Raw genomic sequence first — 26,084 nt, 5'->3', positions numbered from 1 at the left:
TTTAGAAGCTCGATCTACCTATCCGTCGGCATTGCTGACTGAAGCATATCTTCGGAAGGCGCCAGGGAGTCGCAGCCTAACCGTCGATATGACCTGCGAGGCGTTGCATTATCGTCAATCTCAGCCGCCGCGCATGTCCCACGTAATGAAGAGGTTGACCGTGCGCTGGCCATCTTTCGTCACAAATCGAGCGACGAGTGGGCCGGGGCGATCTTTTGCGTCCGCTGGTCGACCTGGGCGACGCTTCTCATCAGCTTCACCCTTAGTCCCGGGCATGCGCCTAGGCGGCCTCGAGGCGCGCCCTGGTCGCCGCTCCCATGCGAGCCATTCTGCACGCCGTCCGCAAGGTGACCAAGCTGTCTTCCGCCGACAGCTTACGATGCAACACGTCGAGGCCAAGTCGGGCTAGCGCTTGGAAAAGAATTTAAGTCTGGTCAAGCGCTTCGTCGGGAATGGGAGTTGGGAATGGGGAGCAGGTTGCTTGGCGGCGAGCCTCGCGGCCATACGAAAACCCCAACCTCCTCAGTCGTCCGATCTAGATCTGGTACGACGGCAGTTATCATCGTCTCACGGTTGTCCTTCCTGGCCCGACCAAACCCATGCTGGCGTGACATAACCTGCACAAGGACATCTTTGCGAAGTGGGCCTCTCTGGCGAAGGGTTGCAAATATAATCGACCGGAGGGTTGGCAGGTAGTCAAAGTCAAAGAAGCGAGCTTGCATCGCCGCAAGCGATGCAGGGCCTCCTGCCCCTAGCTTGCTGAGGGCCGCTTAGCGAACAGAGACCCCCTAGCCACTTCAGTCTCGAACTAATGGGGGCCGGTGCCTTATCGTCGGGCCCGGAGGTCGCGCGCTGGAAGTTCGACAACAATTCCGCATCAGGTGCGTCGTGATCTCGGACCTAGTGGTCGACTGTCGGCCTAGGTGTCGATCGGTCGATTTCCTTCTGCTTATTCCGCTTCTCCCGCGCCGTCGCGAGATGAACCCGCAGGACCTAGTCGACACGTGCTGCTTCCCGTGGCGCGTTCGACCACCTCACGCCGATGGGCGTCACCTGTCGGCTCATGGTGTCGTGGCAAAAGGGTCGTCACCGATACTACTGGTTCGGCTAAGCAACCTAAAGCTCTCACGGACTGCCCCGACGCGACCTATGTGCCCCGGGAACAAATCACCCTAATGAGAGTGCCTCACCTGCCATGCATGCATTTGGGCGATTTCCCTCTGCTGCGCTGCGATGATCCCCCGCGCGAGGCGCCGCATCTCGGGATCTTTCCCATAATCAAGTTCAACCTTTGCCATAGCCACCGCCCCGGCATGGTGCGGAAGCATTCCTAATACAAAGTCTTGGTCCGCGTTGCCCTTCATCGGGTGATCCATGTCCATCATCATCTTGTCGTCAGCTGCCTTGAATGCTCTCGATGAGTTGCTGGCAGTGCCAGTCGACCCAGTTGTCAGCGGCCTAGTCGCGTTTGCCGTGGAGTCAGGCTGTTGAGCAAGCGCAAGGGTCGCGATGGCTGACAGGAGAGCGGCCATCTGGAGGGTCTTGAGGCGGTTCATCGGCGTATTCCTTGAGTTGAACACGAGCCAAGCTGGCGCTTCGGCAAGCGTGGGCCTTCCCGCGATAGGAAAATCAAGCGCGTTCCACACCGCGCAGATGGGGGTGCCCGGGGTTGGCCCACCAAAGTCCCAGGCGTGTCGCCTTCAGTCGCAGGGCGTTGCCGATGACCGACACCGAGCTTAGCGACATAGCTAGGGCGGCGAAAACCGGACTGAGCAGAATGCCGAAGGTCGGATAGAGGATGCCTGCGGCGACGGGGATGCCAATCGCGTTGTAGGCGAAGGCGAAGACAAGGTTCTGCCGGATGTTGCGCATGGTCATCCGACTGAGCGCCCTGGCTCTCGCGATTCCGGCCAGGTCGCCTTTGACGAGAGTCACGCCCGCGCTCCGGATGGCGACCTCGGTGCCGGTGCCCATCGCGATGCCGACGTCCGCCTCGGCCAGGGCAGGCGCGTCGTTCACCCCGTCGCCCGCCATCGCGACGATCTTCCCGTCGGCACGCAGCTTCTTGACGATGCGGTTCTTGTCCTCAGGCAGCACGTCCGCCTCGACGTCCTCGATCCCAAGTTGCTTACCCACGGCCTGTGCCGTCGTCTTGTTGTCGCCCGTCAGCATGACGACGTGAATGCCCTCCGCACGCAGGCTGTCGAGCGCCGCCCGCGTCGTCGCCTTGATCGGATCCGCGATCGCGATGATGCCACCCGGCTTGCCGTCGACGGCGACGAACAGCGCGGTAGCTCCAGACCCGCGTAGCTCGTCGGCCTTTGCGGCCAAGCCGCCCATGTCGACCCCGTGGTCGTCCATCAGCTTGGCGTTGCCGAGCGCCACGAGGCGTCCACCCACCTTTCCGGTCACGCCCTTGCCGGTGACCGATGCGAACTCGGACGGTTCGTCGGCGGCGATGTTCCTGTCCTTGGCGGCGCGCATGACCGCAGCCGCCAGCGGATGCTCACTGGACCGCTCGAGGCTGGCGGCCAGCTTCAGCAGGTCGTCTTCCGTGAGCCCGATGGACGGCACGATGGACGTGACGCGCGGCTTGCCCTCGGTGAGGGTACCGGTCTTGTCCACCACCAGCGTGTCGACCTTCTCCATTCGTTGAAGGCTTTCGGCGGATTTGATGAGGACGCCCGCACCGGCGCCTTTGCCGACCCCGACCATGATCGACATCGGTGTCGCCAGCCCCAGCGCGCAGGGGCAGGCGATGATGACGACGGAGACTGCTGCGATCAAGGCGAAGGAAAGGGCGGGTGCCGGGCCCCAGACCGCCCAACCGATGAAGGCCAGGATGGAGACGCCGAGTACGGCCGGAACAAAGTAGCCCGCTACGGTGTCGGCCAGCTTCTGGATTGGCGCCCGGCTGCGCTGCGCTGCCGCAACCATGGCGACGATGCGCGACAGCATCCCACCGGCGCCGACCGTGTCGGCGCGCATGATGAGCGAGCCGGTGCCATTCACGGTGCCCCCGATGATCTTGTCGCCCGATACCTTAGGGGACGGCATCGACTCACCGGTCACCATGGACTCATCCACGGCACTCTTGCCCTCCAGCACCGTGCCGTCGACAGGCACTCCGTCGCCGGGTCGGACGCGCAGCCAATCGCCGACCTGGACCTGGTCGAGCGCAACCTCCTCGTCGTCACTGCCCTCGCGCAGGCGCCGAGCCATCTTGGGTGCAAGGTTCAGCAGGGCACGTATGGCACCGCCGGTCTGGTCGCGGGCCCGAAGCTCAAGCACCTGGCCGAGCAGGACCAACACCGTGATGACAGCCGCGGCTTCGTAGTAGACGCCGACGGTGCCGTTCATCATCCGGAAGCCTGCGGGAAACAGGCCCGGGGCGAAGGTCGCAACGAGGCTGTAGAGGTAGGATGCACCGGTGCCGAGGGCGATCAGGGTGAACATGTTCAGGTGCCCCGACCGAACGGACGCGGCACCCCGGGCAAAGAACGGCCAGCCCGCCCACAGCACCACCGGTGTCGCCAGTGCGAACTGGATCCAGACCGACCACTGCTCCGGCACGAGACTGCCCACGCCAAGCCAGGGGATGTGGCCGCCCATCTCAAGAATGAAGACTGGAAGCGTCAGCACCAGGCCGATCCAAAAGCGCCGCGACATGTCTGCGAGTTCGTGGTTCGGCACTGCCTCGGCGGTGACCTCCACCGGCTCGAGGGCCATGCCGCAGATTGGGCAACTACCGGGACCGACCTGCCGGATCTGCGGGTGCATCGCGCAGGTATAGATGGCGCCGGGGTTTACGTGCTCGGCAGCCTTGGGCTTCAGAAACCCAGTGGGGTTGGCCTCGAACTTGGTTTGGCAACGGGTCGAGCAGAAGTGGAAGGTCGTGCCTCCGTGATCCGACTTGTGCTTCGAGGCGGCCGGATCGACCATCATGCCGCAAACCGGGTCCGTCACCGGAGCGGTCGCGGCTCCTCTGGTTTCAGGACGATGTGCAGTCTGATGCTCGCTCATGGAACCACCTGGTCAAGTCGCGCCCGATGTGGCGTAGCCCGAGATGTGGGGCTTCCCATGATGGGAAGGTCAAGGGACCTAGCGGACTTTGCCGAACGAGCCGCTGCGAGGGCCAGTGTCGGAATGACGATCCACTGGGCTAGCGGGGAAAGTCCGATGTTTGTGATGGGTAGAAGAGGCATCAAGTCGCTGTAGGTCCAGAACCCTCGGGCCGTGCTGACGTGCTCGACGATAGCGGTGGTGCCCAGCCCGGAGATGACAGTCGTGGCAGCCACGGGCAGGAGACCGTCCAGTGGCCAATCTGTCGTCGTGATCAAGAGCAGGCTACCAATGAACGTTGCTGCGTCGATCAACTCGTCGCCGACAGTTCAATGAGCTACCATGAACGCCATCTCGCTTGCGGAGCCGGTCTTCCACAGCGTGTAGAAAGGGAGCTCAGCGACCCCCTAGACAACATTTGAAAACGCAACGACATAGATATATTGGTGAAGCGCTCGCCAGTTGACATAATGGGCCATTCGGCAGCCCTGGCGGACAACAGGTCTGTTGCCACCATCATGACACTCCACAGCGAGGTCTCCAGATGGTGTTCCACAGCGGTGGCTTGAGTAAACGCTGATCTTAGGTGTCGACGCCTCGGTTGCCTCCCGCCTGATCAGCAAGTTGGTCTCATTGCCTGCTGCCAGCGAAGAGACCCACCAGGAGCTACTTGCCCGTCAGAACGCCAGCATCGGAACATACCCAAGTGGTTCGGGTGCGCCGCAATCGGGGACAAGCTCTACGGGTACCCCGCTTGACCTTCCCATGATGGTAAGCCTGACTGCTATGGTCATGGAGAAGGTCGAGATGGTCATCAGCGAGGCCGCGAGGGCGTCGGGCGTGAGTGCCAAGATGCTCCGCTACTACGAAAGCATCGGGTTGCTGCCTGACGTGCCCCGGACGGCCAGCGGTTATCGGACGTATGGCAAACGGGAAGTGGAGACGCTGCGGTTCATTCGCCGCTCGCGTGACCTTGGCCTGTCGATGGATCGTGTCAGGCTCCTGGTCGGGCTTTGGCATGACGGGGAGCGCCCGAGCCGTGAGGTCAAGCGCATTGCCCTGGAGCATGTGGCTGAACTGCACATCAAAATCAGCGAGCTGACGGCTATGTGCTCGACGCTGGAGGAGTTAGCCGCCGCCTGCCGAGGCGACCACCGGCCTGACTGCCCCATCCTGCGTGACCTGGAACGCGGCGCACGGAGGGCATCTCGGGTATCGGTCTAACTCTCAAAGTGGCACAGAAAGAGCACCTCCCCCTTTGAGGTCCTAATCAGATGTGCGTCTGGCCATAGCTACTTCTGGCTGCTGAACGTCCCGCGCAACGACAGATGTCATAGCGGCGGAAGCTCGACCTTTGCCTTCCGCTCTGAATAGCGGTCCGTCAGCGTCACGGTGTGCGGGCGGAGCAGGATGGTGAAGCGGACCAGCTCCTCCATGACGTCGACAATGCGGTCGTAGAAGGCGGACGGCTTCATGCGTCCAGCCTCGTCGAACTCCTGGTAGGCCTTGGCGACGCTGGACTGGTTGGGGATCACCACCATGCGCATCCATCGGCCGAGCACGCGCAGCGCGTTCACCGTGTTGAAGGACTGCGATCCGGCCGACACCTGCATGACCGCCAGCGTGCGTCCCTGGGTCGGCCGGACGCCATCCAGCTCGAGCGGCAGGTGGTCGATCTGCGCCTTCATCACCGCCGACATCTGCCCGTGTCGTTCCGGGCTGCACCAGACCTGGCCCTCTGACCAGACCGACAGCTTGCGCAATTCATGGACGGCCGGATGGTCGTCGGCCTTCACCTGGTCTGGCAACGGCAGGTCGGCAGGGTCGAAGATACGGGTCTCCGCACCAAAGAAGCGCAGCAGACGCGCCGCTTCCTCCACAGCAAGCCTCGAATAGGACCGGTCCCGCAAGGAGCCGTAAAGCAGCAGGATACGGAGCGGCGGTTCATAACTGCCGAGCGCGAGCCCCGGGCGCGACTGGGCAACAGTGCGATCGAGCGCGGGCAGGCGGTCCGGGTCCGATAGCTGGCGCAACCTCATGCCGCCTGCCCTCGCTCGTACCAGCCGCGCGACCATCGGACGATGGCCACGACCGACAGCATGACCGGCACCTCGACCAGCACGCCGACGACGGTCGAGAGCGCTGCACCCGACTGGAAGCCGAACAAGGCAATGGCAGTCGCCACAGCAAGCTCGAAGAAATTGCTGGCGCCGATCAGCGCGGACGGTCCGGCGACACACCACGCAACCCCAAGCTGGCGGTTCAGGACGTAAGCAAGCCCCGCATTGAAGTAGACCTGGATCAGGATCGGCACCACCAGCATTGCGATGACGAGCGGCTGGCGCATGATCTGCGCGCCCTGCAGGCCGAACAGCAGCACCAGCGTCAGCAGCAGTGCCGACTGCGACATCGGTGCGAGCGTGCGCAGTGTGCGGTCAAGCGCCGCCTGGCCGCCGTTGCCCAGCAGCCCGCGGCGCCAGAGCTGCGCCAGGACCACGGGGATCAGGATGTAGAGGACGACCGAAAGGATCAGCGTGTCCCAGGGCACCGTGATCGCGGAGATGCCGAGCAGCAGCGCGACCAGCGGCGCGAACGCCACGATCATGATGGCGTCGTTGAGCGCCACCTGGGACAGCGTGAAGTGCGGCTCGCCCTCCACCAGGTTCGACCAGACGAACACCATGGCCGTGCAAGGTGCCGCCGCCAGCAGGATGAGCCCAGAAATGTAGCCGTCGATCATGGGGGCAGGCAGATAAGGCCGGAATACCACGCCGATGAACAGCCAGCCGAGCAGCGCCATCGAGAAGGGCTTGACCAGCCAGTTGATGCCGACCGTGGTCATGATGCCGCGCCAGTGGCTCTTTACCTGGCCCAGCGCTGCCAGGTCGACCTTCAGCAGCATGGGAATGACCATTAGCCAGACCAGCACGGCAACCGGAAGGTTGATGTGCGCGACCGTCGCCGTGCCGAGGGCGTGAACACGCCTGGCAGCAGCTGGCCCAGGCCGATGCCGACGATGATGCAGAGCGCCACCCACAGCGTCAGGTAGCGCTCGAACAGCCCCATCTGCGGCGCCTTGCCAGGGGCGACGACAACTGCGGCGCTCATGGCGCGTGCTTGGCGATGAGCCGTCCATTAGCGTCCACGACCGCCTCGCCGTCCTCCTTCGAGAAGGCCGCGCGTTGCGGTGGCAGCATGTCCAGCACCGTCTCCGAGGGGCGGCAAAGCCTCACGGCGTCGGCCGTAACCACGATCGGCCGGTTGATGAGGATGGGGTGCGCCATCATGGCGTCGAGCAGCGCGTCATCCAACAGCGCCGGGTCATCCAGCCTCAGCTCGTCGTAGGGCGTCTCCTTGCGGCGCAGCACGTCGCGCACCGGCACACCTATGCGCGCAATGAGCGTCGCCAGCTCGGCACGGGATGGTGGTGTCTTCAGATACTCGATGACTGCGGGTTCCTCGCCGCTGTTGCGGATCAGGGCCAGGACGTTGCGTGAGGTGCCGCAAGCCGGGTTGTGGTAGATCGTGACCGTCACGCGGGCGCACCCTGCCCACAGCAGGCGGTAGCGGCCGACATCCCGGCATCCGGGGCGCAGCAGGCGTCCTGAGGCGCATCAGGAGAGCAGCAGGCCTCGAGCGCCGTCCGGATTGCTGCCGGTTCGGGGCTGCCACCGTAGACGGTGCTGGTTACCGAGGTGAGGAAGGTCTCCCACGACAAGCCCTGCGGATCCGTGATCCACGCTTTCTCCGACTGCGCGTAGCAGCACGTGGTCTGGCCTTCCTCGAGCACCGGCTGGTCGGCCTCTTTCAGCCGTCCATAGACGTCCTGCAGCTCGCCAGGCGTCTCGACCTGGATGCCAAGGTGGTCGAGACCGGCCTTTCCGCTGCGGGTCGAGATCGCGAAGTTCAGAGCGGGATCGTCGAGCATCCACTTCGCGTAGTCCAGCTTGGTCACCGCCGGATCCGCCGCGAAGAGCGTGCTGTAGAAGCGGACCGATTGGTTGAGATCAGCGACCGAGACGTGAACGTGCAGGCGCTTCATGGCGCGGTTCTCCTACGGCTGTGGGTGCGGGGACGCACTCGCCGACACCGCATGCCGAGGCATCGCCCTGGCAGCAGTTCTCGGTGAGGTAGGCCAGCAGGTCGTTCATCACGGGGTAGGCCGCCGAGTAGATCAGGGATCGGCCATCACGCCTGAAGGTGACGAGATGGGCGTGCTTCAGCTGGTTGAGGTGGAAAGAGAGCGTGGCACTCGGCAGCCCGAGCTGCTCAGCAATCGAGCCCACGGTCATGCCCTCGGCTCCGGCCTGCACAAGCAGGCGGAAGATGTCGAGGCGGGACTCCTGGGCAAGAGCCGCAAGAGCTGCGATAACACCTAACTTCTCCATATCTCCAAGATAGTGGAGGAATCAGGTTCGTCAAGGCTGCTTTGGGTCAGCGCGGCGAAGGGACTTTTCGACTGCTATTTCGCAAGCGTGTCACCACGTCCCAATGGCATTGTCTTGCGGCATCTTCACCGTCGTATCGCGAGGCGCCGCTCGTTGCGATGGCCTCGTTCCTGTCCATTAGGCAATGGCGATCGTCCTGGCCTCTGCCACTGGCGACCCGACTGCGACACGCAAGCGCCTGTGCGAGCTGCACCCTTCTCAACATTTCGGCAGCTTGCACTCGGACCGGTGCGTCATCGTCACGCTTACGCAGCAGAATCGCCAGGCGCTGGAGGTCATGCTCCGTAAACAGGTTATCGATTGCCGCTCTCCGGTGAGTCGCTAACAGCGTCGGAGATGATGAATCACGTCGGCGCAGAGCTTGAAGCAAATACGGGAGATTAAAGGTTTCAATCCATTTATGGCGAAAGTTTCAAATTTGTCAGCTCCGTCAAAAAGATGGAGTCGTGTGCAAGAATCTGGATGAAGCGAGGACGTGGGTATCGAAGAATCTCTCTTAAATTCACGCCAATAGACTGACGCAAATTTATCGTCGCGGAAGTGTTATCAGGTTGTCGCTCTGAACACGGTAGCGCAATCATCGCATACTCGATAGAGATTCATTCCACCGATGTATGAACATGAGGCGACCATGGCAGTCGTTCGAGCGTTACGCGATGGTGAAAAACAAGATAACGCTATCGCCATCGAGGGATTAAGGCGCACTTGTCTACGAATGGAGATCGCCATGGCCTTGGCGCTGGCAATTCTTCTGGCCCTATTGTGTGCGGCTATGTTCTTCTTCTGGGCGTAGCTAACCTGCGGCTAGTCCGTGTTTCGCGAAACCCGAATGTCGTCGACCGCCCGCTTTGCGCGTTGCATCCTGTGACGAAGCCAATTCAACTCGACTGATGTCTGTTCGGAACTTGGTCGCGCTTCCATAGCTTTGATAGCTGCATGCCATAGGTTTAACGCCGATCTAGCATTTCCTGCCTGTTCTGCCTGCAAGGCCAAGTCTCGCCAGTAGGCGGGGTCGTCTAGTGGCGTAGCCATAGCCGAGACGTAGGCGGAGCTGGGTTTGCTGACAAGCTTCTCTTTTGGGGAACAGTGTCAGATTTTAGGACAGCGGCAGAGTGGGATAAGCTCGTGGGGCGAGACAAAGGCGGGCGCTCGCTCAACCGATGGCCTCTGCGCCCAAACTTTAACAAAGACCAAGCGCTGCCATCATTATGTGCCAAACCTGTCCAAGTAATAAGATGTAATAGTTTGCTGACACCGTTGTATGCGATCCGCTGTAAGCGGAATATCTTGCCTGCATGGCAAATTACCTAGATGACCTGACTTTCAGCGGGATCAGGCTTTTCGATGTGAGGCTGCAGGGGACGTGGAAACGGCACTGCATTTCTGGAGAGCGGCCGTCGCGATGGCGAGGCAGCAGACGTCTTTTGGAGCCACGCACGACTTGAGGTGGCTTTCGAGCAGACTTGCGCGTGCGGAGTGCGTCGTTGGCCTAGTTAGAAGCGACCGACGGCCTGGCAGCTTGCATTAGTTCGTTATGCGGATCGGGCAGGTGTCAGGCCCAGAGACTGTAGCGGGAATTTCGAGCTGGGTCGCTCCTGGGTAACGGGTATCAGGCTGAGCGGCGCGAGGCTCGGCTTGCCCTGTTGTGGGCCGTCTAGGTCAAAGCCAATTGTAGCTTGAAAATGCTGGTCCCGCCCTCCCTTCTCGGCAGCACGGGCTTGGCGGTAGATTTCAATCAATGCGGTCTGGAGCGTGTCCTCCCTGCGCCAGAACAGCAGCTCACCACGAGTAAGGGTTTCCAAGGCGAAAGTCTTGGCGGCATCGTCGCCGTGCCGGTCGCGATGGAGGTCCCGGTGTCGCGGGTCATCCTTGTCCATCAGCCCCGGAGAGGGGCAGAAGCGCAAGGGTTTGGCTCTCCCACCACCCCGCATGTCAGCGAGCAGAGTCTCGAGGCGGCCCAGGTCCGGGCAGTCGATCTCGATAAGCTGCCTGTCAGATTTTGGTAGGTTCAGCAGCCGGTTGCGGGCCGACATGTCGAGCAACCGGTTGCACCAGCGCTGGACCCGGTCGGTCGACATCTCGGGAGCCTGTAACTCCTCCCTGTCCACCCGCAGGGCGGGGGCGCCTCGAAGGCAGGCTGCTCGTCGGGCTCACTTACGGTTGCCCCGCCGGGCTCGGCTAACGCAGCCACAATGGTCGGCAGCGGGTGGATGCGCCGCAAACACGGCTGGTGGATATCGATGACTTCACGAAAGTCGGTCTCATCCTGGTCCTCGGCCGGACGCAGGTTGGCCTGCCCCTGCTGACAAGCCGCCGCAAAGGTCGGCTTGCGGATCGAGGTCACCAGGGTGGTCTCAAAAACCCTCAGATCGCCCAGCGTCAGGCGGTTCCGGAGGCCAGGCAGGTCTTGCAGCATCGATCGGCCCGCATCGAAACTTGAGAGCCAGACCCCGGTGAAGGCATGCCCCTTGGTGAGGACGATAACCGGTCGCAAGCCGATGGCTTCCAGGCAGGCCGCGAACAGCACGGCGGTATCAAGACAGGTCGCCAGCCGTTCTTAGAGCATTTGGCTCGGCAGCCTGATGCGCTGGCCGCTCTCGATGAAAGACCCTGGCGGGTTGATGTAGGCGATGTTGAGCGCGCAGATAGCGTTCCACAGGGCCTGCGCCTGTGCTGAAACGCCGTTCTTGTCCGTTTGATAGCCATCAAGTCCGGGGACTGCCCAGCCTGCCTTAGGATGTCCGAGGCGGCCCGCAAGATCCGCTGGACCGCCGGATCATTGGGCATCACGAACGCGGCCAGTATATCAGGATACCTGACAGGCCACCCCACTTGTTGCGTGCGAGCACACGGACGTCGCGGCTTTTCTGCATTAACTCCCGGCCGCCAGCGGAGGCGACGAAGGCCACCGTGGCGCGCGAGGCTTCCGTATGGGCAGCCAGTCGCGCGCCGTCGAGACGGATGTCAAGGTCCTTGACTAGGTGAAGCTGTCCGGCCGCCACCTGCTGGAGGCGCCACGAACGGGGCAGTAGAAACGGCGGCTCGCTGCTTACCGATATTTCGACGAGAGAAAGCTCGTCTTCCCCCTGGTTTTTCAGGGAGAGCTCTTGCAGCACCGGAACGCTGTTCTCCCAGAGGCTGGCATTGATGGCGCTCTGCATGAGCAGTGACAGGATGACCGGAGGCGGAGCATCCTCCTGCGCTGAGACCCCGTCGGGAGCCGAGTGGTCCGTGTGGTCGTAGTCCAAGCTGCCCCTCGAACTCTATACGCGGCCCGGAACCGGCTTCCCTTGTCCGCCAATCGAGTGCTTAACCGGAACGGTCGAACGTCGCGAGTCGTCATTTCGATCATAGGCAACGGCGGGTTTGGTCGACAGTCGTGGCCAGCCGGGGCCAAATGAGGGCCTGTTGCAGGGACTGTCGCAGAGCGCCCTGGTCGTGGCAGATCGCGCCCACGATACCAACGCCTTCCGTCAGCCTGTGGAGCAGCAGGGCATAGTTCTGCGCTCCGCTTAATTGCACCTGGATTTGGAAAGCTGCTCCAGCCGCGTGCTCTATCGCCGCCGCAACGCCATCGAACGCATGTTGTGTCGGCTGAAGGACTACCGCAGGATCGCCACCCGCTAAGACAAGCTCGCGACCAACTTCGCCAGCTGCGTCTACCTCTCCGCCGCCGTCAGCTTCTGCTTATAAGGCCAGACCCGCCGCATCAAGGGAGAGCCATCGCGGTCGTCAAGCCGAACAAGTAGGCGCCCTGGCTTAGAAGCTCTTGGGGACCGGGCCGGTTGTCCGGGTCATGCCATACCATCATAGGCTTCTTGCTCAGCGCTTGGTGGTGGCCGCTGTCGCCACCTCGCGCTCTGGATGGCCCCGCATCCGTGCAATAGCGGCCTGCACGGCGTCACGAACCTTTGCCCGATGTCGCGGAGGCTGCATCAGGTCACGTTGCTCTTTCATTCGTTCGGCGATCTGCTCGGCCACCTTAGCGGTCGCGGTGGCATCGCGGTGTGTAGCGGATGCCCCGGCTAGGGAGGATCGCGGCTTGCCCACTTTTTGACGTTGCTCGAGCCCCTGCTCGCTCCGTTGCATCTGCCGGACGGTTCCGCCGGGTCAGTGCCAACGGAGCCTCTTAAGCGGGCAACTTCCGAAGTCGCGCAACCTGCGCTTTCGAATAATTCTTAAGGTTTGGTCCTTCGATTGAGTAACGCGGCATGCTGCTTCTCAGTCGCTTCATCGACTGGAAACATGCACTCCATGCGTAGCTCCTGCGCGGCGACCGTCGTGGGCGTGCCGACCGTCGAGATGATCGAAAAGTAGTTAAGGATCATACCCTCCTTCTCGAAGCTCAACGGTATCATCGGGAGAAGTTCGTCCGAGCTTGTGCTCTTATCGCCAGATCTTCGGTAGTCTGCCAGAACGGCCAGGAGATCGCGCGTGCGCTCGTCGACGAGGCGGCCGACGGCCTCGCGATGCACGCGGGCGATGAGAGCGCGCTCGACCCGGTCCCAATCGCGAATGAACGGGCGCATGCCGCCTGGATCGAACATTAGGTGCAGGACGTTGCGCGGCCCTTTCCGCGCCCGGAGGTCAACGAACTGGCCGAAGAAAAGCGGCGCCGCCTCGTTGGTTGCTAGCACATTCCAATAGCGGTCCATCAGGATCGCCGGATATGGCTCCTGCTGATGGAGCATCCGATTTACGGCGCGTGTAATGCTGCGCATCTCCGGCCCGTCCCAGTCACCGTCGGGGTAGACTGGAGCATACCCGGCGGCGAGCAGGAGGGCGTTGCGGTCCCGCAACGGGACGTCGAGTGCTTCGGCGAGGTCGATGAGTTTCTGTCGCCCCGGCATACTCCGGCCACTCTCGATGAAGCTAAGATGACGCTGTGAGAGACCAGCCTCCAGCGCCAAATCGAGCTGGCTTTTGCCGCGAAGCGATCGCCAGTGACGAAGCAGCGATCCGAGTTCCGTAATGACGTTGCGGCGAGGCTCAATTGACATGGAGATATCATCATCCTGTCCGGCGGATGCTGTGAGGCATTCGCCGGACATTGAGGGTTCAGACGCTCGGAGCGGTCCAGGCGTAGGGCTGGAACTCCGTCTCGAGTGGAGGCTCGGTGACGCTGGCCGTGTAGTTCGTGATTGTTGAAGCTGCGACAATTGCAATGACCTCGAGCAGGTGATCTCGGCCGAAACCTTGGGCGAGGAAGTCCTGGCCGTCCGCCTCTGTGATATGACCGCGCTTCTCGATCAGCGCCGTGGCAAGGGTGGACAAGGCGCCGAGCTTCGCCTCAGCAGGTGCCCGGCCGTTCCGAATGGCCTCTACATCCTCACTGGCAAGGCCAGCCTGAAGAGCCAGGAAGGAGTGGAAGGCGACGGCCCAGCTCGCCCTGTTGGCCACGGCGTCCGTCAGCAGGACCACCTGTATTTGAGGCTCGGAGAAACTGCCGCCATGAATTTTCCCGAAGAGCGCCACGAGGCTATCGATGAGAACGGAGGAGGTCGACATAGCACGTGCGATGTTGGGCAGTGTGCCCCCGAAGGCGGTCTGCAGTTGCTGCAGCGCAGGGCGGGATGTCACTGACGCGGTTTCAATACTATTTAGAATGAAGTCCTTCATGATTGCGCCTTTGCATATTTCTCAGCACCAGAACTGCCTGGACTGTCGACAGCGGTCTAAACTGCGCACGTCATGCTCTCAATTACTTGAGAGGTAATATCCGCCTCGCCTGATCGAAGGGCAGGAAATTTAGGCTTATCGCCCTTCGTCGTTACTCGGCTCCTATGCCGACCATCTCCGCCATGGCCGAGGTTGGCCGCTATAACGGCCCAGTCAAAGGGAGTTCTGTGAACCAAGCATCCCAGCTAAGGCAGGGGGGGCTGGACGGCTTCACTCTAGAGTGCGCTTGCGCGAGCGCGGGGACGAGCCCTGACCGCCGATAACACTAGAACCCGTAAAGCGGTCGATCTTAAGCGCAACGCCGGTTGCCAATATGTTCTCATTGAGCTACACGATGTTGGCTTGCCAATCAGATGAAGGTCTGGCTGACATGGAGAGCCTCTTGACCGCTACAGGGACCCACCGCGCACCGTCGATATGACCGACCGGCACAAGCCAGTCGTCATTCCGTCCGTTCGTCCCCCTGTTGCTTGCGAGTTGCCCTATGCCCGGCACTACCTCAAACGCTGAACCTGTACACGAGCATACATTCTCGGACCCTGGCCCAGATTCCATCGCTGCCGAAGCGTCCCAACTTGAGGACCCGGCGAAACTTGCCGTCAGCCTCCTGATTGACCAAGCGCTAAAAGCTGCAGCGACAACATTTGCGGAAGCAGGCGCTGATGGTGTCGTCGCGATCCTCGTGTCGACAGAGCTCTCCTGGATTCTACTAGCTACTCACGACTGGAAGCGGCGAGGTCGTTGCGATATGTCGCCGACCTATGTCAGCGAGCGCATGTGGGGAGAAAGAGGCTCTTGGGTCTGCTGGACACCCGAAGAGCCACCAGGCTCCTCCAGCAAGGAGGCCGTCAACGAGGCTTTTTCGCAGGCGGTATCGGAAGGAAAGCACGCAGCGGCACTTGTTGGTGACCTATGCTGGCTGCCTCCGGACGTACGCCAGGGGGCTGACGTCTTTCTCACCCTGATGCCACTAAACAGTCGCGATATCAGTTTTATCGCCCGGAGGCTGTCCGGCCACGAGCCGACCATGGCCCTTAGCGATGAAGAAGCGGCAGCATTGACACCGAGACTGCTACGGTGGGCCCGCCGACCTGGACAGAGTGCAGACGCCTACATCGAGAAGTTGAAGCATCTACTTAAGAGTGGAGCCCAGACGGTAGAGGTGCGGAAATCATCTCCCCGCCAGCTGCCGACCCTTGATCGACTACACGGCATGGATGAGGCCGTAGCATGGGGTCGAGATGTGGCGCGTGACCTGACCCTCTACAGGCGTGGAGAGATTGCATGGGTCGATGTCGACCGTGGCTGTTTGCTCTCCGGGCCGCCAGGTTGCGGTAAAACACTATTTGCGCGGGGGCTTGCAACCACCTGTGAGGCAACGCTCATCACCGGCTCCTACGGTCAATGGCTCGGCACCGGCAGGGCTCATCAGGGCGACCTGTTGAAAGCCATGAAGAACACGTTCAACGAAGCACGCGCGGCCGCACCGGCAGTCCTGTTCATCGACGAAGTAGATTCTCTCCCAAACCGCGGGACAGTCACCCACCACTATGCCGAGTGGGAAATCCAGGTGGTCAATGCCTTGTTGGCGGAGATCGATGGCGTTGAAGGGCGTGAAGGCGTCATCCTGCTAGCGGCATGCAACTATCCGGAGAAACTTGACCCCGCCCTTGTGAGGAGCGGTCGACTAGACCGGCATATTCGAATCAAATTACCCGATCGAGCGGCCCTCGTGGGTATTTTGCGGGAGCATCTTGGCTCAGACTTGAAGTCGCAGAACCTCGACGACGCAGTGCTTGCGGCTGATGGATCCAGTGGTGCGGACTGCGAGCGTCTGGTGCGCGGCGCCCGGAGGCGGGCACGGTCGGCGAACCGACAGATGGTCTTGGCCGACTTGATGGAGGAGATCGGCGGCGTGGATGACCGGTCAGCCGAGGAGCTCTGGCTAACCGCAGTGCACGAGGCGGGCCACGCAATCGTTGCCGGGACGCTGCTACCCGGCTGTCTTCAAGCCGTCTCCATCCAGTCGAAGGGCCTTTCACAGGGAACAACCTCCATTGCCCTAAAAGGGCAGCTGTTGAAGCGAGCGTCCGACATCAAAATCGAGTTGATGATCCTCTTGGCAGGACGAGCAGCCGAAGAGGAAGTTTTTGGTGTGGTCTCCTCCGGTTCAGGCGGATCCATCGATAGTGATTTGGGAAGGTCTACAAGTCTTGCTGTCGACGCAGCACTGGCGCTGGGTCTGGATAGACTAGGCGGCCTCGTCTGGCGTGGTCGTATCCAAGCGCATGACCTCAGGACACAACTCACGACGGATGTGCAGCTGGCTGAGCAGGTGCGGAACCAGTTGGATGAGGCTTACTCGGCGTCGCGTGCCATCGTCACCCACCACGTTGCAGCCCTGCTAACGGTGGCCTCGGCCCTCGTGAGAAAGCGCGTGCTCCAGGGTCGAGATGTGGAGCTCGCTCTGTCAGGATAAGTTTGGTGGCCTACGGCCCAGCCTTGATCGAGATACCGGACAATACAGACTTCAACTCCATTCTTGGCAGGACACACGATGCCAATCCTCATCACGCGCGAAGCCGTACTTGGTGACATCCATTTCGAGATTAGCCGACTAGAGGCACTGGTTTCGGACCTACGCCGCCTCGCGGAGGGCAGGCGGCCTCAATCTGATGTGCTGGAGGCCGCTCCTCTTCTGGAGCGCTGGACGGTCGACCGGCGACCAGACTCCTGCCTCCGTGGGGTAGTTCACGGGCATCCGACACTGTGGGGGCCAGAAATCGTAACGTCTGCAGTTTGGGTCCTCGCCCCCGAGCTTGGGTGGGCGCGCACACTGTCGCGCCACTACCGCCTTGGGCGGTCAGCCCAAGGGGAGCACGCACACTGAGGACGCTGTGGCACCTGGTCCAACCGTAAGCGCTATTGCTTGCTGGGGTCTGACACCTAGCTTTCGAAGCTCAGGCTTGAGGGGACTGCAGATCGAGGTGACACCGCGGCCCGCAGCGCTCTGCCGTGACCTGGGCGATGGATCAGAGGGACTACTCGCAGAGGCAAGCCTGCGGACTGGTCGGCATGCAGTCGAAGACGTTCTGCTATGCCAGCCTCAGACTAGACGACACGGCGCTGCGACACCGGCGGCGGGCGTTGACTGCCGAGCGGCGGCGGTTCGGCTGCAGGCGCCTGCATATCCTGCTGGCGCGGAAGGGCCTTCGGCTGAACCACAAGAAGCCGTTCCGGCTGTACCGCCAGGAGAAGCTGGGCGTGCCCAAGCGAAGCAGCCGCAAGCGGGTGCTTGGAACGCGCTTGCCGATGGTCCTACCGGAAGCGCCGAACCGGCGCTGGTCGCTCGACTACTTCTCTGATGCTATTAACAACGGCCGCCGGTTCCAGGCTGGCGGTGGTAGACAACTTCAACCGTGAGTGCCTCGCCCTGGCGGTTGATACATCGCTCTCCGGGTTGCGGATCGGGCACGAGCTGCGTCAGATCAATGAATTTCACGGTCACCCGGCAAACCGCAGCAAATCGGGTTCGTGAGAAGCGTCCATGGCCGTTCAGGAACGTTCGACGCATGCATGGATCTGCAACGAGCACTTGTTCAGAAGCCCAACTGGCGCGCGATGGATCGTCGAGCATGAAGGGTCGACTACAATCACGTGCGCCTATACACGAACCTCAACGGGCTCACCCCAACGGCCTTTATCACGCCGCAAACAGCGGCCTACTGAGATACGGCTCCGCCTACGAACGAAACACATCGGGCGCGGGGTCAATCCCTTGATGGGTCCGAACAACCTTGCTGAAGATGCCCAGTAGGTGTATGTCCAGATCTGGACAAGGACCATGGGTGTGCTTATGGCCGGGGCAGATGAACTTTACCCACCATGGCTTGATGGCACAGGGCGCTCGTCAGGGCCATTCGTGCTCGACGTGGACCGCTATAGCCCGGAGAATCGCCGACGGCTGAGCGGCCCTGGAGTCCGAACTTTCACAGCTATCGCTGACGTCTGGCAGTTAAATGAAACCCAGCGCCGCCTGATTCTTGGTCTACCATCCAGATCTACCTTTCAGAACTGGGTCAGCAAGGCTAAGGCACATTGCGATCTAACGCTTGACGTGGATACGCTTACACGGCTGTCCGCTGTGCTCGGCATCTACGCAGCCTTAGGAATCCTCTTCTCGACCCAGGAGGAGCAGGTCGCTTGGCTGAAAGGGACTCATCGAGCCAGGCCGTTCAAAGGCAGCGCGCCTCTGGCTCTAGTGGCTGGAGGCACGTTGGCTGGCTTGCTTGCGGCCCGTGACTTCCTGGATGCAGCCGTCTTCGGTGCCGCGATCGCACCAAATGAAGTAGATAAAGATTTCCGTCCCTACATTGACAGCGACATTGTCTTCAGTTGATTGCAGCTTCTCGCTGAGAAGAGATCTACATCTCTTATTGCGAATCTCATCGCCTCAGTTTTAGTCACAGTTAGCGGGTGCGGCGGAAAGTCCTCCATTCCAGCCCAGCGGTCCTGAGTTCGGTTCCTCCAGTGGGGGCTCCTTCGAGGGCGGGTTTGAGCAGTCACAGCTACTTCTCTTCCTGCGACCTGGCCCTGCGAAGGCAGAGGAAGCGGCTGTATTGCGGGCTTGATATTGAGGCTTACCACTGGCTACCCTTGGCGCTTGAAGGTGGATTGCAGTCGTACTGGGGGATAGCAGTGTCTACGCCACCCCATAATTGGTATGACTCTCACGCGACATATGCGGCGACGCTATACGATCAGCTTCTCCCAATCTCACGGCAAGAATGGTTAGCTGACCTGCTTCCTGACCGACCCGCGGTGATATTCGATGTCGGTGCGGGCAGCGGGCGAGATGCTCGAGCATTCGCTGGCCTGGGCTATGAGGTCGTGGCGATCGAGCCTTCCAGTGGTTTGCGAGATCACGGGATGGCAACAGCTGCCCCCGGCGTACGATGGGTAGCAGATGGTTTACCGGGTTTGGCAGCCGCAGCTCGGTTAGGTCTTGCTGCAGACCTTGTGTGTGTCAACGCGGTCTGGCAGCACGTCCATCCTTCAGAACGCCCACGCGCGTTCCGCAAAATGGTCTCCTTGTTGAAGTCGGGCGGTCTGTTGGTGATGACCCTGAGGAGCGGTCCCGATTCAGGCCGTGGTGATCACCCCGTGCACTCAACCGAGATTCTTGCGCTTGCACGAGATCATGGGGTGCAAGTCATCCGGGTCGTGCGTGCGGATGACCCTCTCAGCCGGTCAGAAGTCACCTGGACAAACATCGTCCTGCGCCTACCCGACGATGGCGCTGGAGCTTTGCCGCTTCTCCGCCACCTCATTTTATCCGATGCGAAGAGTGCCACCTATAAGCTGGGGCTGCTCCGAGCACTGTGCAGAATGGCCGATGGGGCGGCAGGCCTCGCCACTGACGGCGAAGACCACGTTACGGTACCGCTTGGCCTGGTCGGCCTCTACTGGCTGCGACTCTACATGCCCTTAATCGCGGCTAATTTGCCGCAAGCTCCGGGCAATCGACGAGGCGGTAAAGGGCTAGGCTTCGCCGGACCGGGGTGGGACGCGATGTTCGATCAGGACGTCTCCCAGCGCGACCTGCGTATCGGTGCCACTTTTGTTGGTCCGCAGGCCGCCGCCATCCAGGCCGCCCTGAAGGACGCGGTCGACCATATTTGTCGAATGCCCGCGACCTTCCTTACCTATCCCGGCGGAGGACGCATACTTGATTGCTCTCGCTCTACGGGGAGGCGGCCTGCCGGGTCGTTCACACTCGGGCAGGAGGCGCTTGAGTCGTATGGTGTGATGCGTGTCCCCAGGCACCTCTGGACGGCGATGGCGCAGCTTGCGTGCTGGATCGAACCAGCCCTGGTGTCGGAGTGGACGAGGCTCGTTCGGACCTACGCAACGTCACAGGGTCGCTCCACAGAGAGCGACGTCATCGCAGCTGCCATGGCTTGGTCGGATCCAGACCGTGATGTGGCGATATCGCGGTCGATAGCGGTCAAGATGATGCAGGGTGGACGCGAGGTTCGCTGCGTCTGGAGTGGCAAGCGACTGGGGCCACAGAACCTCGACGTCGACCATTGCCTGCCGTGGTCGGCATGGCCCTGTGGCGATCTTTGGAACTTGATGCCTGCTGATCGCACGGTGAATCAACATAGCAAACGAGACCGCTTGCCATCCAGCCAGGCACTTCAGGATGCGAGCGCGCGTATCGAGGAGTGGTGGTCAGAGGCCTATCTCTCCCGGCAAGACGGCCTACTACCTGGGCGCTTCCTCATGGAGGCTCAAGCCAGCCTTCCAGCCTTGTCTTCCCGCGCCGACATTCAGTTACCGGAGCTGTTTGCTGCCGTTGACCTACAGCGTCTAAGGCTGCGGCAGAACCAAGGAGTCCCGGAATGGGACTCAAGGAGATGAAGCTTGCGGACAGCATTGAGAATTGGTGAGCTTGCGTGGGAGCAAGGGCTTGGCGACTTTGGAAGTTCGTTAGCGCCAAATAGTGTCGTTATCTGACTTTCAAAATCTAAGCCATGCTCCCTGGCCCTAGACCGGAAGGGAGAAGCATGCCCACTTAATAGCCACCCTGGTTCCAAAGGTTTCAATCGTAGCGGTGGAGTATCACGCCGGTGGGGCTGCCATACGGCCGAGAAGGATGGCTGCGGGCGACGGATCCATAGTGTCGCGTTGTGGCGGGACCTCTTCGAAGGCCTTCAAGAAAGCCTGTACGTCCGACGCCCGCCATCGAGGTTTTCCGGATAGTTCGGCTACAACTCCGTCGACTGGCGGCAGGACTCCGGTTTTCAGGATCCTCTCCAGGGTCTCGAAACTGCAACTCAGACGACGCTGCACGGCTTTCTTTCCTTCAAGACCGACTAGCTCGGCAGCCAACCGTTCGACATCGGATTTCCTGAGAAGGATTGGTGCACCCTTGCCGTTGCCGTCGGACTCGACAAAAAATCCGTGCCGTTTCAGCACGGGGCCGACGCGCTCGACGGATCGATGCAACGTCCGCGATGCTTGCGTCAGCGTCAGGAAGCTGCCCGCCTCCGGCGCGGGGGCCAGACGCGGGCATTTGGTGCGTAGTTCGGGACGGCTGGCCATGAACCGCTCCAGCTCCCGCCACAGAAGGGGTGACAGGGGGCTTCCCTTGTCGAGGGAAGTCATCCATCCGAGGATGGGTCCAAACGCTCTGCGGGCGCCGTATCTGCCTTCCGCCGGGGTCAGGGCCGCGCAGCGCGATAGGAAGGCGTGAAAGGCCTCAGGCCAGTCCAGTCCGATCTGGTAGCCCAGGGTCAAAATCGAGGGGACGGCATCCAGGAATGCGGGGTCTGCCAGCGATCGTGGAATGCCAGACCTGCTCGAGGCATACCAGCCGAGATGGAACATCAAAGAAGACGCCTCCTCCGCCCCCAGCGATCGCAGAACCTTGGGCCAGGGCGTGGAACGGGGATCGTCGAGCACATCGTCGGTGCCAAATAGGACATGCACCTCCGATATGGCCGCCAGGGCACCGTCCGGGATTGCCTGCATGGGGGATCGGGACAGGTCGAATCCGCATCGGCATGTTCTGATTGAGCTGTCCCTCCAACCAGTGGTCTTCCCGCAGGCATGGCACTCATTGGAAAGCAGGGTCCTATGACGGAGGCATGCCGTGGACAGAGCCAGATCCCACATGTCGCGGTGATACGGCTTCTCGGCTAAGCATGCCGGGCAGAAGGATCTCCTTGCGAAGATCAGCGCCCGCCGGGAAACCGGCCTGCCTCGGAACGAGAGGGGACGTCCCTGCTCGCCGCGGTAGGTCATGGCGAGCAGGGTCGACAGAGGGATCTGCGAGGCAATGGCCAGTTGAGCGAGGTCGAACTCGCCTGTCGCCGCCATCGTCAGGGTGGCGAACGGTATCCCGAGCGACCGGGCGAACGGCAGCCCTAGATGTAGGCCGTTCCGTTCGGCCAGCCTGACGAGAAAGCCGAGGATTGTCTCTCCGACAACTGGAGCGGCGCGCAGCGGAAGCCTGCCGTCCCCGCAGACCATAGAGGTTCAGGCGAGGACATCGCGCTGGGTCATTAACCGCGGTCCTCGGCGGAGGTTGGTCGGCAGGTCGATGCCGATGACCGAGGGCCGTCCTTCCTCCTCCACCGCGGCGGCCATCAGTTCATTTCTGTTCATATCGAACGGGTTTTGCCAGTCGGGATTGTCCAGCGGACACTGTTGGATAGCGACCTCCCGGAGCACGTCGGGCGTCAGGCACTGAAGTCCCTCCTCGAGCGCCAGGACCAGGGCGGCGGCCAGGAAATCGGACAGTCGTCCAATGAGGCCTCCGACCTGCCGGTGGATGCGCAGGGCCGTGAGGTCGTCCTTCAGGTTCGAGCGTTCGTCGAAGGGCAGGATTCCTTCGAACATGTCCAGCAATCCGCGGAAGGCATGCAATCCGCCGCGCTCCGAAACGCGATAGGCTGTAAGCATACGGTTGCCGAGCGAGCGACGGCTGAGCTGTCCGTTGTAGCGGTAGACCTCCCACGCCTCCAGCACCCCCGCGAGGACCACCGAACAAGTGCCGTCGTTCGCGATGCCCTTCACCCAATCGGCGGCCTCATAATTCAGGCGTCTCCTCTCCGGGTTCGTGAGATGCTGGGCCTCGTCCAGCACGAGCACCTTTACTCCCTGGTCACGGAGATGTTTCCGCACCTTTTCCGTCAGGCGGATCTCGGTGCTGTTGGCTGGAACAAATGCCCGCAGCGCTTGAAGGATTCTTTCGGCGAGGGCCTTCCTGGTGGTGCATGGCGGAACCTCAACGTAGAGGACTGGGTAGACGTCTCGTTCGGCCTCCTGAACTTTTGGATGTCTGTTCTCAAAGCGACGAAGAGCGCCCGTCTTACCGCTGCCGGGTGCGCCGACGAGCATGTACGTGTTTGCCGATGTTCCGCTCTGGGCTCCGACCTGCCCGTAGTCGAACAGGCGCTCGAGGTCCTTCTCCACCTCCGCCAAAAGTGGAGATCTTAAATATGCGTTCTTGAACGCGATGACCTTCTCGATGGATGTCAAAGGGATAGTGGCTTCAAGGTTTGTTAGCGCCACGCTCATGAGCTTGCTCCGTTCAGCGGATGGTTTGGATGGTGATGCCGAGGTCGGCGAATTCGTCGTCATCGTCGTTGGACGGGTCGGGCAGGCCGAGAGCGTCCCCGGCCTCCGGCGCCGGTACTGATTTCCGCGGTCGGACCGGTGCGACACCCTCATCGGCGCCGGAGAAGCGTGCGGCCCTGCGTCCCTTCAACTTCCCTCGCGCGTTCAGCTCGTCGATTTTGCCGGACATCCACCCGCGGTGTGCGAGCAAGTCGGACTCGTACAGCCGACCGCCCTCATCCAATTTGTCGCGGGCGCAATTAGTGACCTCCTGATGCTCGCGGAGCGTCAATCCGTCTGCATACTCGAACTGGAGACATCGCAGCGGCAGGAAGCGGTTCATCTGCCAATCGAGTAGCCGTACCTCGCCCAGGTCGCTCGGGTCGAACTTGATGACCGACTTGTCCGGCTTGTCATGCGCGTTAAGGAGCTCGCCGAGACGTCGATGATTGGTAGAGTAATGAAGGCCGTGTAGCCTTACGCCCTGCCGCGTCAGGGTCCTCTCCTCAGTTGGTGACAAGAGCACGTCGAGGTCCTCAACTTCCGTCGGTAGCGCGACCGGATGCGCGGCGACGCCTTGGCGCCATTGGTCCAGGGGAATCCCCTTGAAGCCTTCATGGACCCGGATGGAGTATTCCCCGACCACCCATCGCACGATGAGCTCGCGAAGCTCGGCGATGGTTAATACCGCTTCTTTTTCACTCTTGTACTCGCCCCGAGCCACCGTATTGGATTTCGTCGTTCCTGGTAGGGCATGAATAAGGCCCGTCGATAGGCTACCGAACCAGCGTTCGATGCTTCCCTTCTGCTCTGGGGTCCTTGTCGCGCAATATAGGACATCAATCCCGAGTTGCGTGGTGGCGTCGTCGAGCGACGAACTGTGGAATTCCGGGCCATTGTCGACGACAATCGTCTCCGGGAGGCCTTGGCATGGCCAGGCATCAACAGGCATCTCGTAGTCGCGGAGCATCTGGACCTTCGGCTTGATTGCCTGGCGCAGGCACAGCATCACGGTCAGGTCGCCTGGTTCCTCGAAGCCGACATGCAAGCCGACAATCATGCGGCTGAACTTGTCGATGGCTACTGTCAGCCACGGGCGTCCAAGGACCGTTCCGGTTTTTGGATGCGTCACGAGGACGTCGAGCAGGTGGTGGTCGATTTCCACCCGCTGTTGAGGCCAATCGGCCTCTGGTCCGGCCCCGACAGGACGGTGCTTCCGCCGCGCGGCGTTCGGCCCATGCCAAGCCGCGACCTTCTCGTTGGCTTGGAACATGCTAACCCGACGCTGGACCGTCCTCACGTCGATTTTGGGTGCAACCCGTTCCCCTGATGGTGCGGCCGCCCGGTAGGCATCGAGTTCTCTCTGCAGATGCGCGTGGACGAGCGTCAATGGGCGTCGGTTCGGAATGAGGACCTGTTCCCGAAGTACCTTTTCGATGATGGCCTCGAAACCACCATAGCGGGCAGTCCGATTGCCACGCGCCGATACACGGGGCGCCAGCCAGCGGCCGTCCGCTCCGGGCAGCTGCATCTGCCGGAAGTGGTGGCCGACAGTCCGCCAGCTCGGCTTCCGGGCATGGCCTTTCTCGGCCGCCACACGGTCGATGAGCTCTTCCAGTTTCCGCCTGCTCGATGGACCAATGCGCTTCTTCACGCGCTTCATCGCCATCAGGTAGGGCGCCAGCCAGTTAGCATGGGCCCGCTCGCTGGCCGTCATCGTATCCATGCTGCGGGACACGAAGAGTCTCTGCTCGCGGTTCAGCACATCCTTGGGGTCGCGGACACGTCGTGCTTCGCCTGCGGCCCACATCCGGCAGAGCTCGGACTCCAGCACAAATTGGGCTCGGCTGTCGGTCTCGCCGATGAGATTAAGGCCGTCCCCCGTCCTGCCCAAAATCCGGTAGCGGGTGGCATGGCCGCCGACCACCAGGTCCAGGACCTCGCCCAGCTGCCAGAGAACTGTGGTCATCGTGGGGCATCCTGGAGGGAGACGAGGATTGCCGGACCGACGGGAAGCCGCTCCCACTCCATGTGGAGTTGACCGCGAAGTGTAAGAGCCAACAGCTCCATCTTAGCCGAGACGGTGCCTGCCAAAGCTTCTAGCGCAGTAAACGGTAGGGGCCCGTTCGACAATGCAACGCTGACGAAGGCCCAGGTAGCTTGGCTGGGACGGTGCATCCGCGCGGACCGGATGAGGCGGGCATTATCGAGACGGGGTTGGCGGCGGATGTCACTCTCTGTCACTACGACATAGCTCAAGCCGCGACGTGCATATTCGGCGGCAACAAGCGCATGCTGGGCCACCACTTCCGGTTTGGCGGCAACCTTGTCCGGCTTTACCTCGTGGATTTCCACCTTGCCGTTCGTGAACTCAACCCGTGCGTCAGGATAGTGACGCCGGATAGTTCCGGTTTCATCAGGAACGCGGATGATTTCCGGTTGTGCTCGGAAAGATGCCACGTCGTGCCGGGTGTCGAGGACGACGAAGTGGTCGTACTCGATAGAAGACTCGCACGGTACCTTGCAGCCCATTTTAACGCTGACCAATTCGCGCAGGATGCGCACGGGGGAGCGGACAATTACGTTCCTCGACGGAACATAGGTCTCGCGTCCCTCGGCCCATGCGCGTGCAGCGCGCAGGCGTTCTTTCTTCGTCGTGGGGCGACGGATGACATTAACGACCATTGGGAAATCCTGGTCTTGCATCTAGAGGTAAACGATGCGGTGCGACTATTCGAGGCGCCATTACTAGAATGGCGAAGCAACCGT

At 61.5% G+C, this 26,084-nt stretch carries 23 protein-coding genes and 3 pseudogenes; 8 read left to right on the top strand and 18 right to left on the bottom strand.

Going from position 1 to position 26,084, the window contains the following annotated elements:
• Positions 1–1,172: 1,172 nt before the first annotated feature.
• Positions 1,173–1,556, bottom strand: a complete 384-nt coding sequence (copM, locus tag FE263_RS15775; RefSeq protein ID WP_240759732.1) for a CopM family metallochaperone — start codon at positions 1,554–1,556, stop codon at positions 1,173–1,175.
• Positions 1,557–1,629: 73 nt separating this feature from the next.
• Positions 1,630–4,023 carry a heavy metal translocating P-type ATPase gene (locus FE263_RS15770; RefSeq protein WP_138326971.1) on the bottom strand — a complete coding sequence of 798 codons (2,394 nt, stop codon included), beginning with the start codon at positions 4,021–4,023 and terminating at the stop codon, positions 1,630–1,632.
• Between the two features lie 804 nt (positions 4,024–4,827).
• On the opposite strand from FE263_RS15770, the gene cueR reads away from it, so the two are divergent.
• Positions 4,828–5,286 carry a Cu(I)-responsive transcriptional regulator gene (gene cueR, locus FE263_RS15765; protein WP_240759729.1) on the top strand — a complete coding sequence of 153 codons (459 nt, stop codon included), beginning with the start codon at positions 4,828–4,830 and terminating at the stop codon, positions 5,284–5,286.
• A 107-nt stretch (positions 5,287–5,393) separates the two neighbouring features.
• On the opposite strand, the gene arsH is transcribed toward cueR, so the two are convergent.
• From arsH to FE263_RS22585, 9 genes are all read right to left on the bottom strand, one after another.
• Positions 5,394–6,101, bottom strand: coding sequence for an arsenical resistance protein ArsH (arsH, locus tag FE263_RS15760; RefSeq protein ID WP_138326970.1), 708 nt, complete (start codon positions 6,099–6,101; stop codon positions 5,394–5,396).
• On the bottom strand, positions 6,098–6,991 hold the full coding sequence (arsB, locus tag FE263_RS15755) for an ACR3 family arsenite efflux transporter (RefSeq protein ID WP_456306572.1): 894 nt from the start codon (positions 6,989–6,991) through the stop codon (positions 6,098–6,100). The genes arsH and arsB overlap by 4 nt, the downstream gene beginning before the upstream one ends.
• Positions 6,976–7,170, bottom strand: a complete 195-nt coding sequence (locus tag FE263_RS23090) for a hypothetical protein (protein WP_456306571.1) — start codon at positions 7,168–7,170, stop codon at positions 6,976–6,978. The genes arsB and FE263_RS23090 overlap by 16 nt, the downstream gene beginning before the upstream one ends.
• Positions 7,167–7,598: an arsenate reductase (glutaredoxin) gene (gene arsC / locus FE263_RS15750; protein WP_138326969.1), complete on the bottom strand. Its 432-nt coding sequence runs from the start codon at positions 7,596–7,598 to the stop codon at positions 7,167–7,169. The genes FE263_RS23090 and arsC overlap by 4 nt, the downstream gene beginning before the upstream one ends.
• The gene (locus FE263_RS15745; RefSeq protein WP_138326968.1) at positions 7,595–8,104 is read right to left on the bottom strand and encodes an ArsI/CadI family heavy metal resistance metalloenzyme; all 510 of its coding nucleotides are present in this window, start codon (positions 8,102–8,104) and stop codon (positions 7,595–7,597) included. The genes arsC and FE263_RS15745 overlap by 4 nt, the downstream gene beginning before the upstream one ends.
• Positions 8,070–8,450, bottom strand: a complete 381-nt coding sequence (locus FE263_RS15740; protein ID WP_138326967.1) for an ArsR/SmtB family transcription factor — start codon at positions 8,448–8,450, stop codon at positions 8,070–8,072. The genes FE263_RS15745 and FE263_RS15740 overlap by 35 nt, the downstream gene beginning before the upstream one ends.
• A 1,592-nt stretch (positions 8,451–10,042) precedes the next feature.
• The gene (locus tag FE263_RS22595; protein WP_240759725.1) at positions 10,043–10,588 is read right to left on the bottom strand and encodes a DUF4011 domain-containing protein; all 546 of its coding nucleotides are present in this window, start codon (positions 10,586–10,588) and stop codon (positions 10,043–10,045) included.
• Positions 10,519–11,037, bottom strand: coding sequence for a hypothetical protein (locus FE263_RS22590; RefSeq protein WP_240759723.1), 519 nt, complete (start codon positions 11,035–11,037; stop codon positions 10,519–10,521). The genes FE263_RS22595 and FE263_RS22590 overlap by 70 nt, the downstream gene beginning before the upstream one ends.
• Positions 11,038–11,296: 259 nt before the next feature.
• Positions 11,297–11,758: a hypothetical protein gene (locus FE263_RS22585; RefSeq protein ID WP_240759721.1), complete on the bottom strand. Its 462-nt coding sequence runs from the start codon at positions 11,756–11,758 to the stop codon at positions 11,297–11,299.
• A 307-nt stretch (positions 11,759–12,065) separates the two neighbouring features.
• Here FE263_RS22585 and FE263_RS22580 point away from each other — a divergent pair.
• A pseudogene (locus FE263_RS22580) lies at positions 12,066–12,203 on the top strand (IS5/IS1182 family transposase); the annotation flags it as partial.
• A 129-nt stretch (positions 12,204–12,332) separates the two neighbouring features.
• On the opposite strand, the gene FE263_RS22160 reads toward FE263_RS22580, so the two are convergent.
• The 3 genes from FE263_RS22160 to FE263_RS15715 all read right to left on the bottom strand — a co-directional run bounded on the left by FE263_RS22160 (position 12,333) and on the right by FE263_RS15715 (position 14,129).
• Positions 12,333–12,491 carry a hypothetical protein gene (locus FE263_RS22160; protein WP_171034137.1) on the bottom strand — a complete coding sequence of 53 codons (159 nt, stop codon included), beginning with the start codon at positions 12,489–12,491 and terminating at the stop codon, positions 12,333–12,335.
• A 197-nt stretch (positions 12,492–12,688) separates the two neighbouring features.
• Complete coding sequence (locus FE263_RS15720) at positions 12,689–13,510, bottom strand: helix-turn-helix domain-containing protein (protein WP_138326964.1); 822 nt, start codon at positions 13,508–13,510, stop codon at positions 12,689–12,691.
• 58 nt (positions 13,511–13,568) lie between these two features.
• Positions 13,569–14,129: a carboxymuconolactone decarboxylase family protein gene (locus FE263_RS15715; RefSeq protein WP_138326963.1), complete on the bottom strand. Its 561-nt coding sequence runs from the start codon at positions 14,127–14,129 to the stop codon at positions 13,569–13,571.
• A 544-nt stretch (positions 14,130–14,673) separates the two neighbouring features.
• On the opposite strand from FE263_RS15715, the gene FE263_RS15710 reads away from it, so the two are divergent.
• From FE263_RS15710 to FE263_RS22570, 6 genes and pseudogenes are all read left to right on the top strand, one after another.
• Positions 14,674–16,668, top strand: a complete 1,995-nt coding sequence (locus FE263_RS15710; protein WP_138326962.1) for an AAA family ATPase — start codon at positions 14,674–14,676, stop codon at positions 16,666–16,668.
• Between the two features lie 78 nt (positions 16,669–16,746).
• Positions 16,747–17,079 carry a DUF6634 family protein gene (locus tag FE263_RS22940; RefSeq protein ID WP_408886200.1) on the top strand — a complete coding sequence of 111 codons (333 nt, stop codon included), beginning with the start codon at positions 16,747–16,749 and terminating at the stop codon, positions 17,077–17,079.
• A gap of 107 nt (positions 17,080–17,186) precedes the next feature.
• Positions 17,187–17,918, top strand: a pseudogene (locus tag FE263_RS22575) (integrase core domain-containing protein); the annotation flags it as partial.
• A 115-nt stretch (positions 17,919–18,033) separates the two neighbouring features.
• Positions 18,034–18,588, top strand: a complete 555-nt coding sequence (locus tag FE263_RS15700) for an antitoxin Xre-like helix-turn-helix domain-containing protein (protein WP_205880403.1) — start codon at positions 18,034–18,036, stop codon at positions 18,586–18,588.
• 77 nt (positions 18,589–18,665) lie between these two features.
• Positions 18,666–19,304, top strand: a pseudogene (locus FE263_RS22935) (class I SAM-dependent methyltransferase); the annotation flags it as partial.
• A 273-nt stretch (positions 19,305–19,577) separates the two neighbouring features.
• A complete protein-coding gene (locus tag FE263_RS22570) occupies positions 19,578–20,612 on the top strand; it encodes an HNH endonuclease domain-containing protein (RefSeq protein WP_240759719.1) in 1,035 nt (344 codons plus the stop codon).
• 201 nt (positions 20,613–20,813) lie between these two features.
• Here FE263_RS22570 and FE263_RS15690 read toward each other — a convergent pair whose 3' ends face one another.
• Genes FE263_RS15690 through FE263_RS15675 form a run of 4 tightly spaced genes read right to left on the bottom strand, consistent with a single transcriptional unit; the run spans position 20,814 to position 26,000 of the window.
• The gene (locus FE263_RS15690) at positions 20,814–22,226 is read right to left on the bottom strand and encodes a TniQ family protein (RefSeq protein WP_138326959.1); all 1,413 of its coding nucleotides are present in this window, start codon (positions 22,224–22,226) and stop codon (positions 20,814–20,816) included.
• 6 nt (positions 22,227–22,232) lie between these two features.
• Complete coding sequence (locus FE263_RS15685) at positions 22,233–23,276, bottom strand: TniB family NTP-binding protein (protein ID WP_171034134.1); 1,044 nt, start codon at positions 23,274–23,276, stop codon at positions 22,233–22,235.
• Positions 23,277–23,289: 13 nt separating this feature from the next.
• On the bottom strand, positions 23,290–25,284 hold the full coding sequence (locus tag FE263_RS15680) for a Mu transposase C-terminal domain-containing protein (RefSeq protein WP_138326957.1): 1,995 nt from the start codon (positions 25,282–25,284) through the stop codon (positions 23,290–23,292).
• Complete coding sequence (locus FE263_RS15675; RefSeq protein WP_138326956.1) at positions 25,281–26,000, bottom strand: TnsA endonuclease N-terminal domain-containing protein; 720 nt, start codon at positions 25,998–26,000, stop codon at positions 25,281–25,283. The genes FE263_RS15680 and FE263_RS15675 overlap by 4 nt, the downstream gene beginning before the upstream one ends.
• Positions 26,001–26,084: the final 84 nt, after the last annotated feature.

Source organism: Lichenicoccus roseus (assembly GCF_005844085.1).
In the GTDB taxonomy this organism is placed as follows: Bacteria; Pseudomonadota; Alphaproteobacteria; order Acetobacterales; family Acetobacteraceae; genus Lichenicoccus; species Lichenicoccus roseus.
This window is presented reverse-complemented; position numbering and strand designations above follow the sequence as displayed.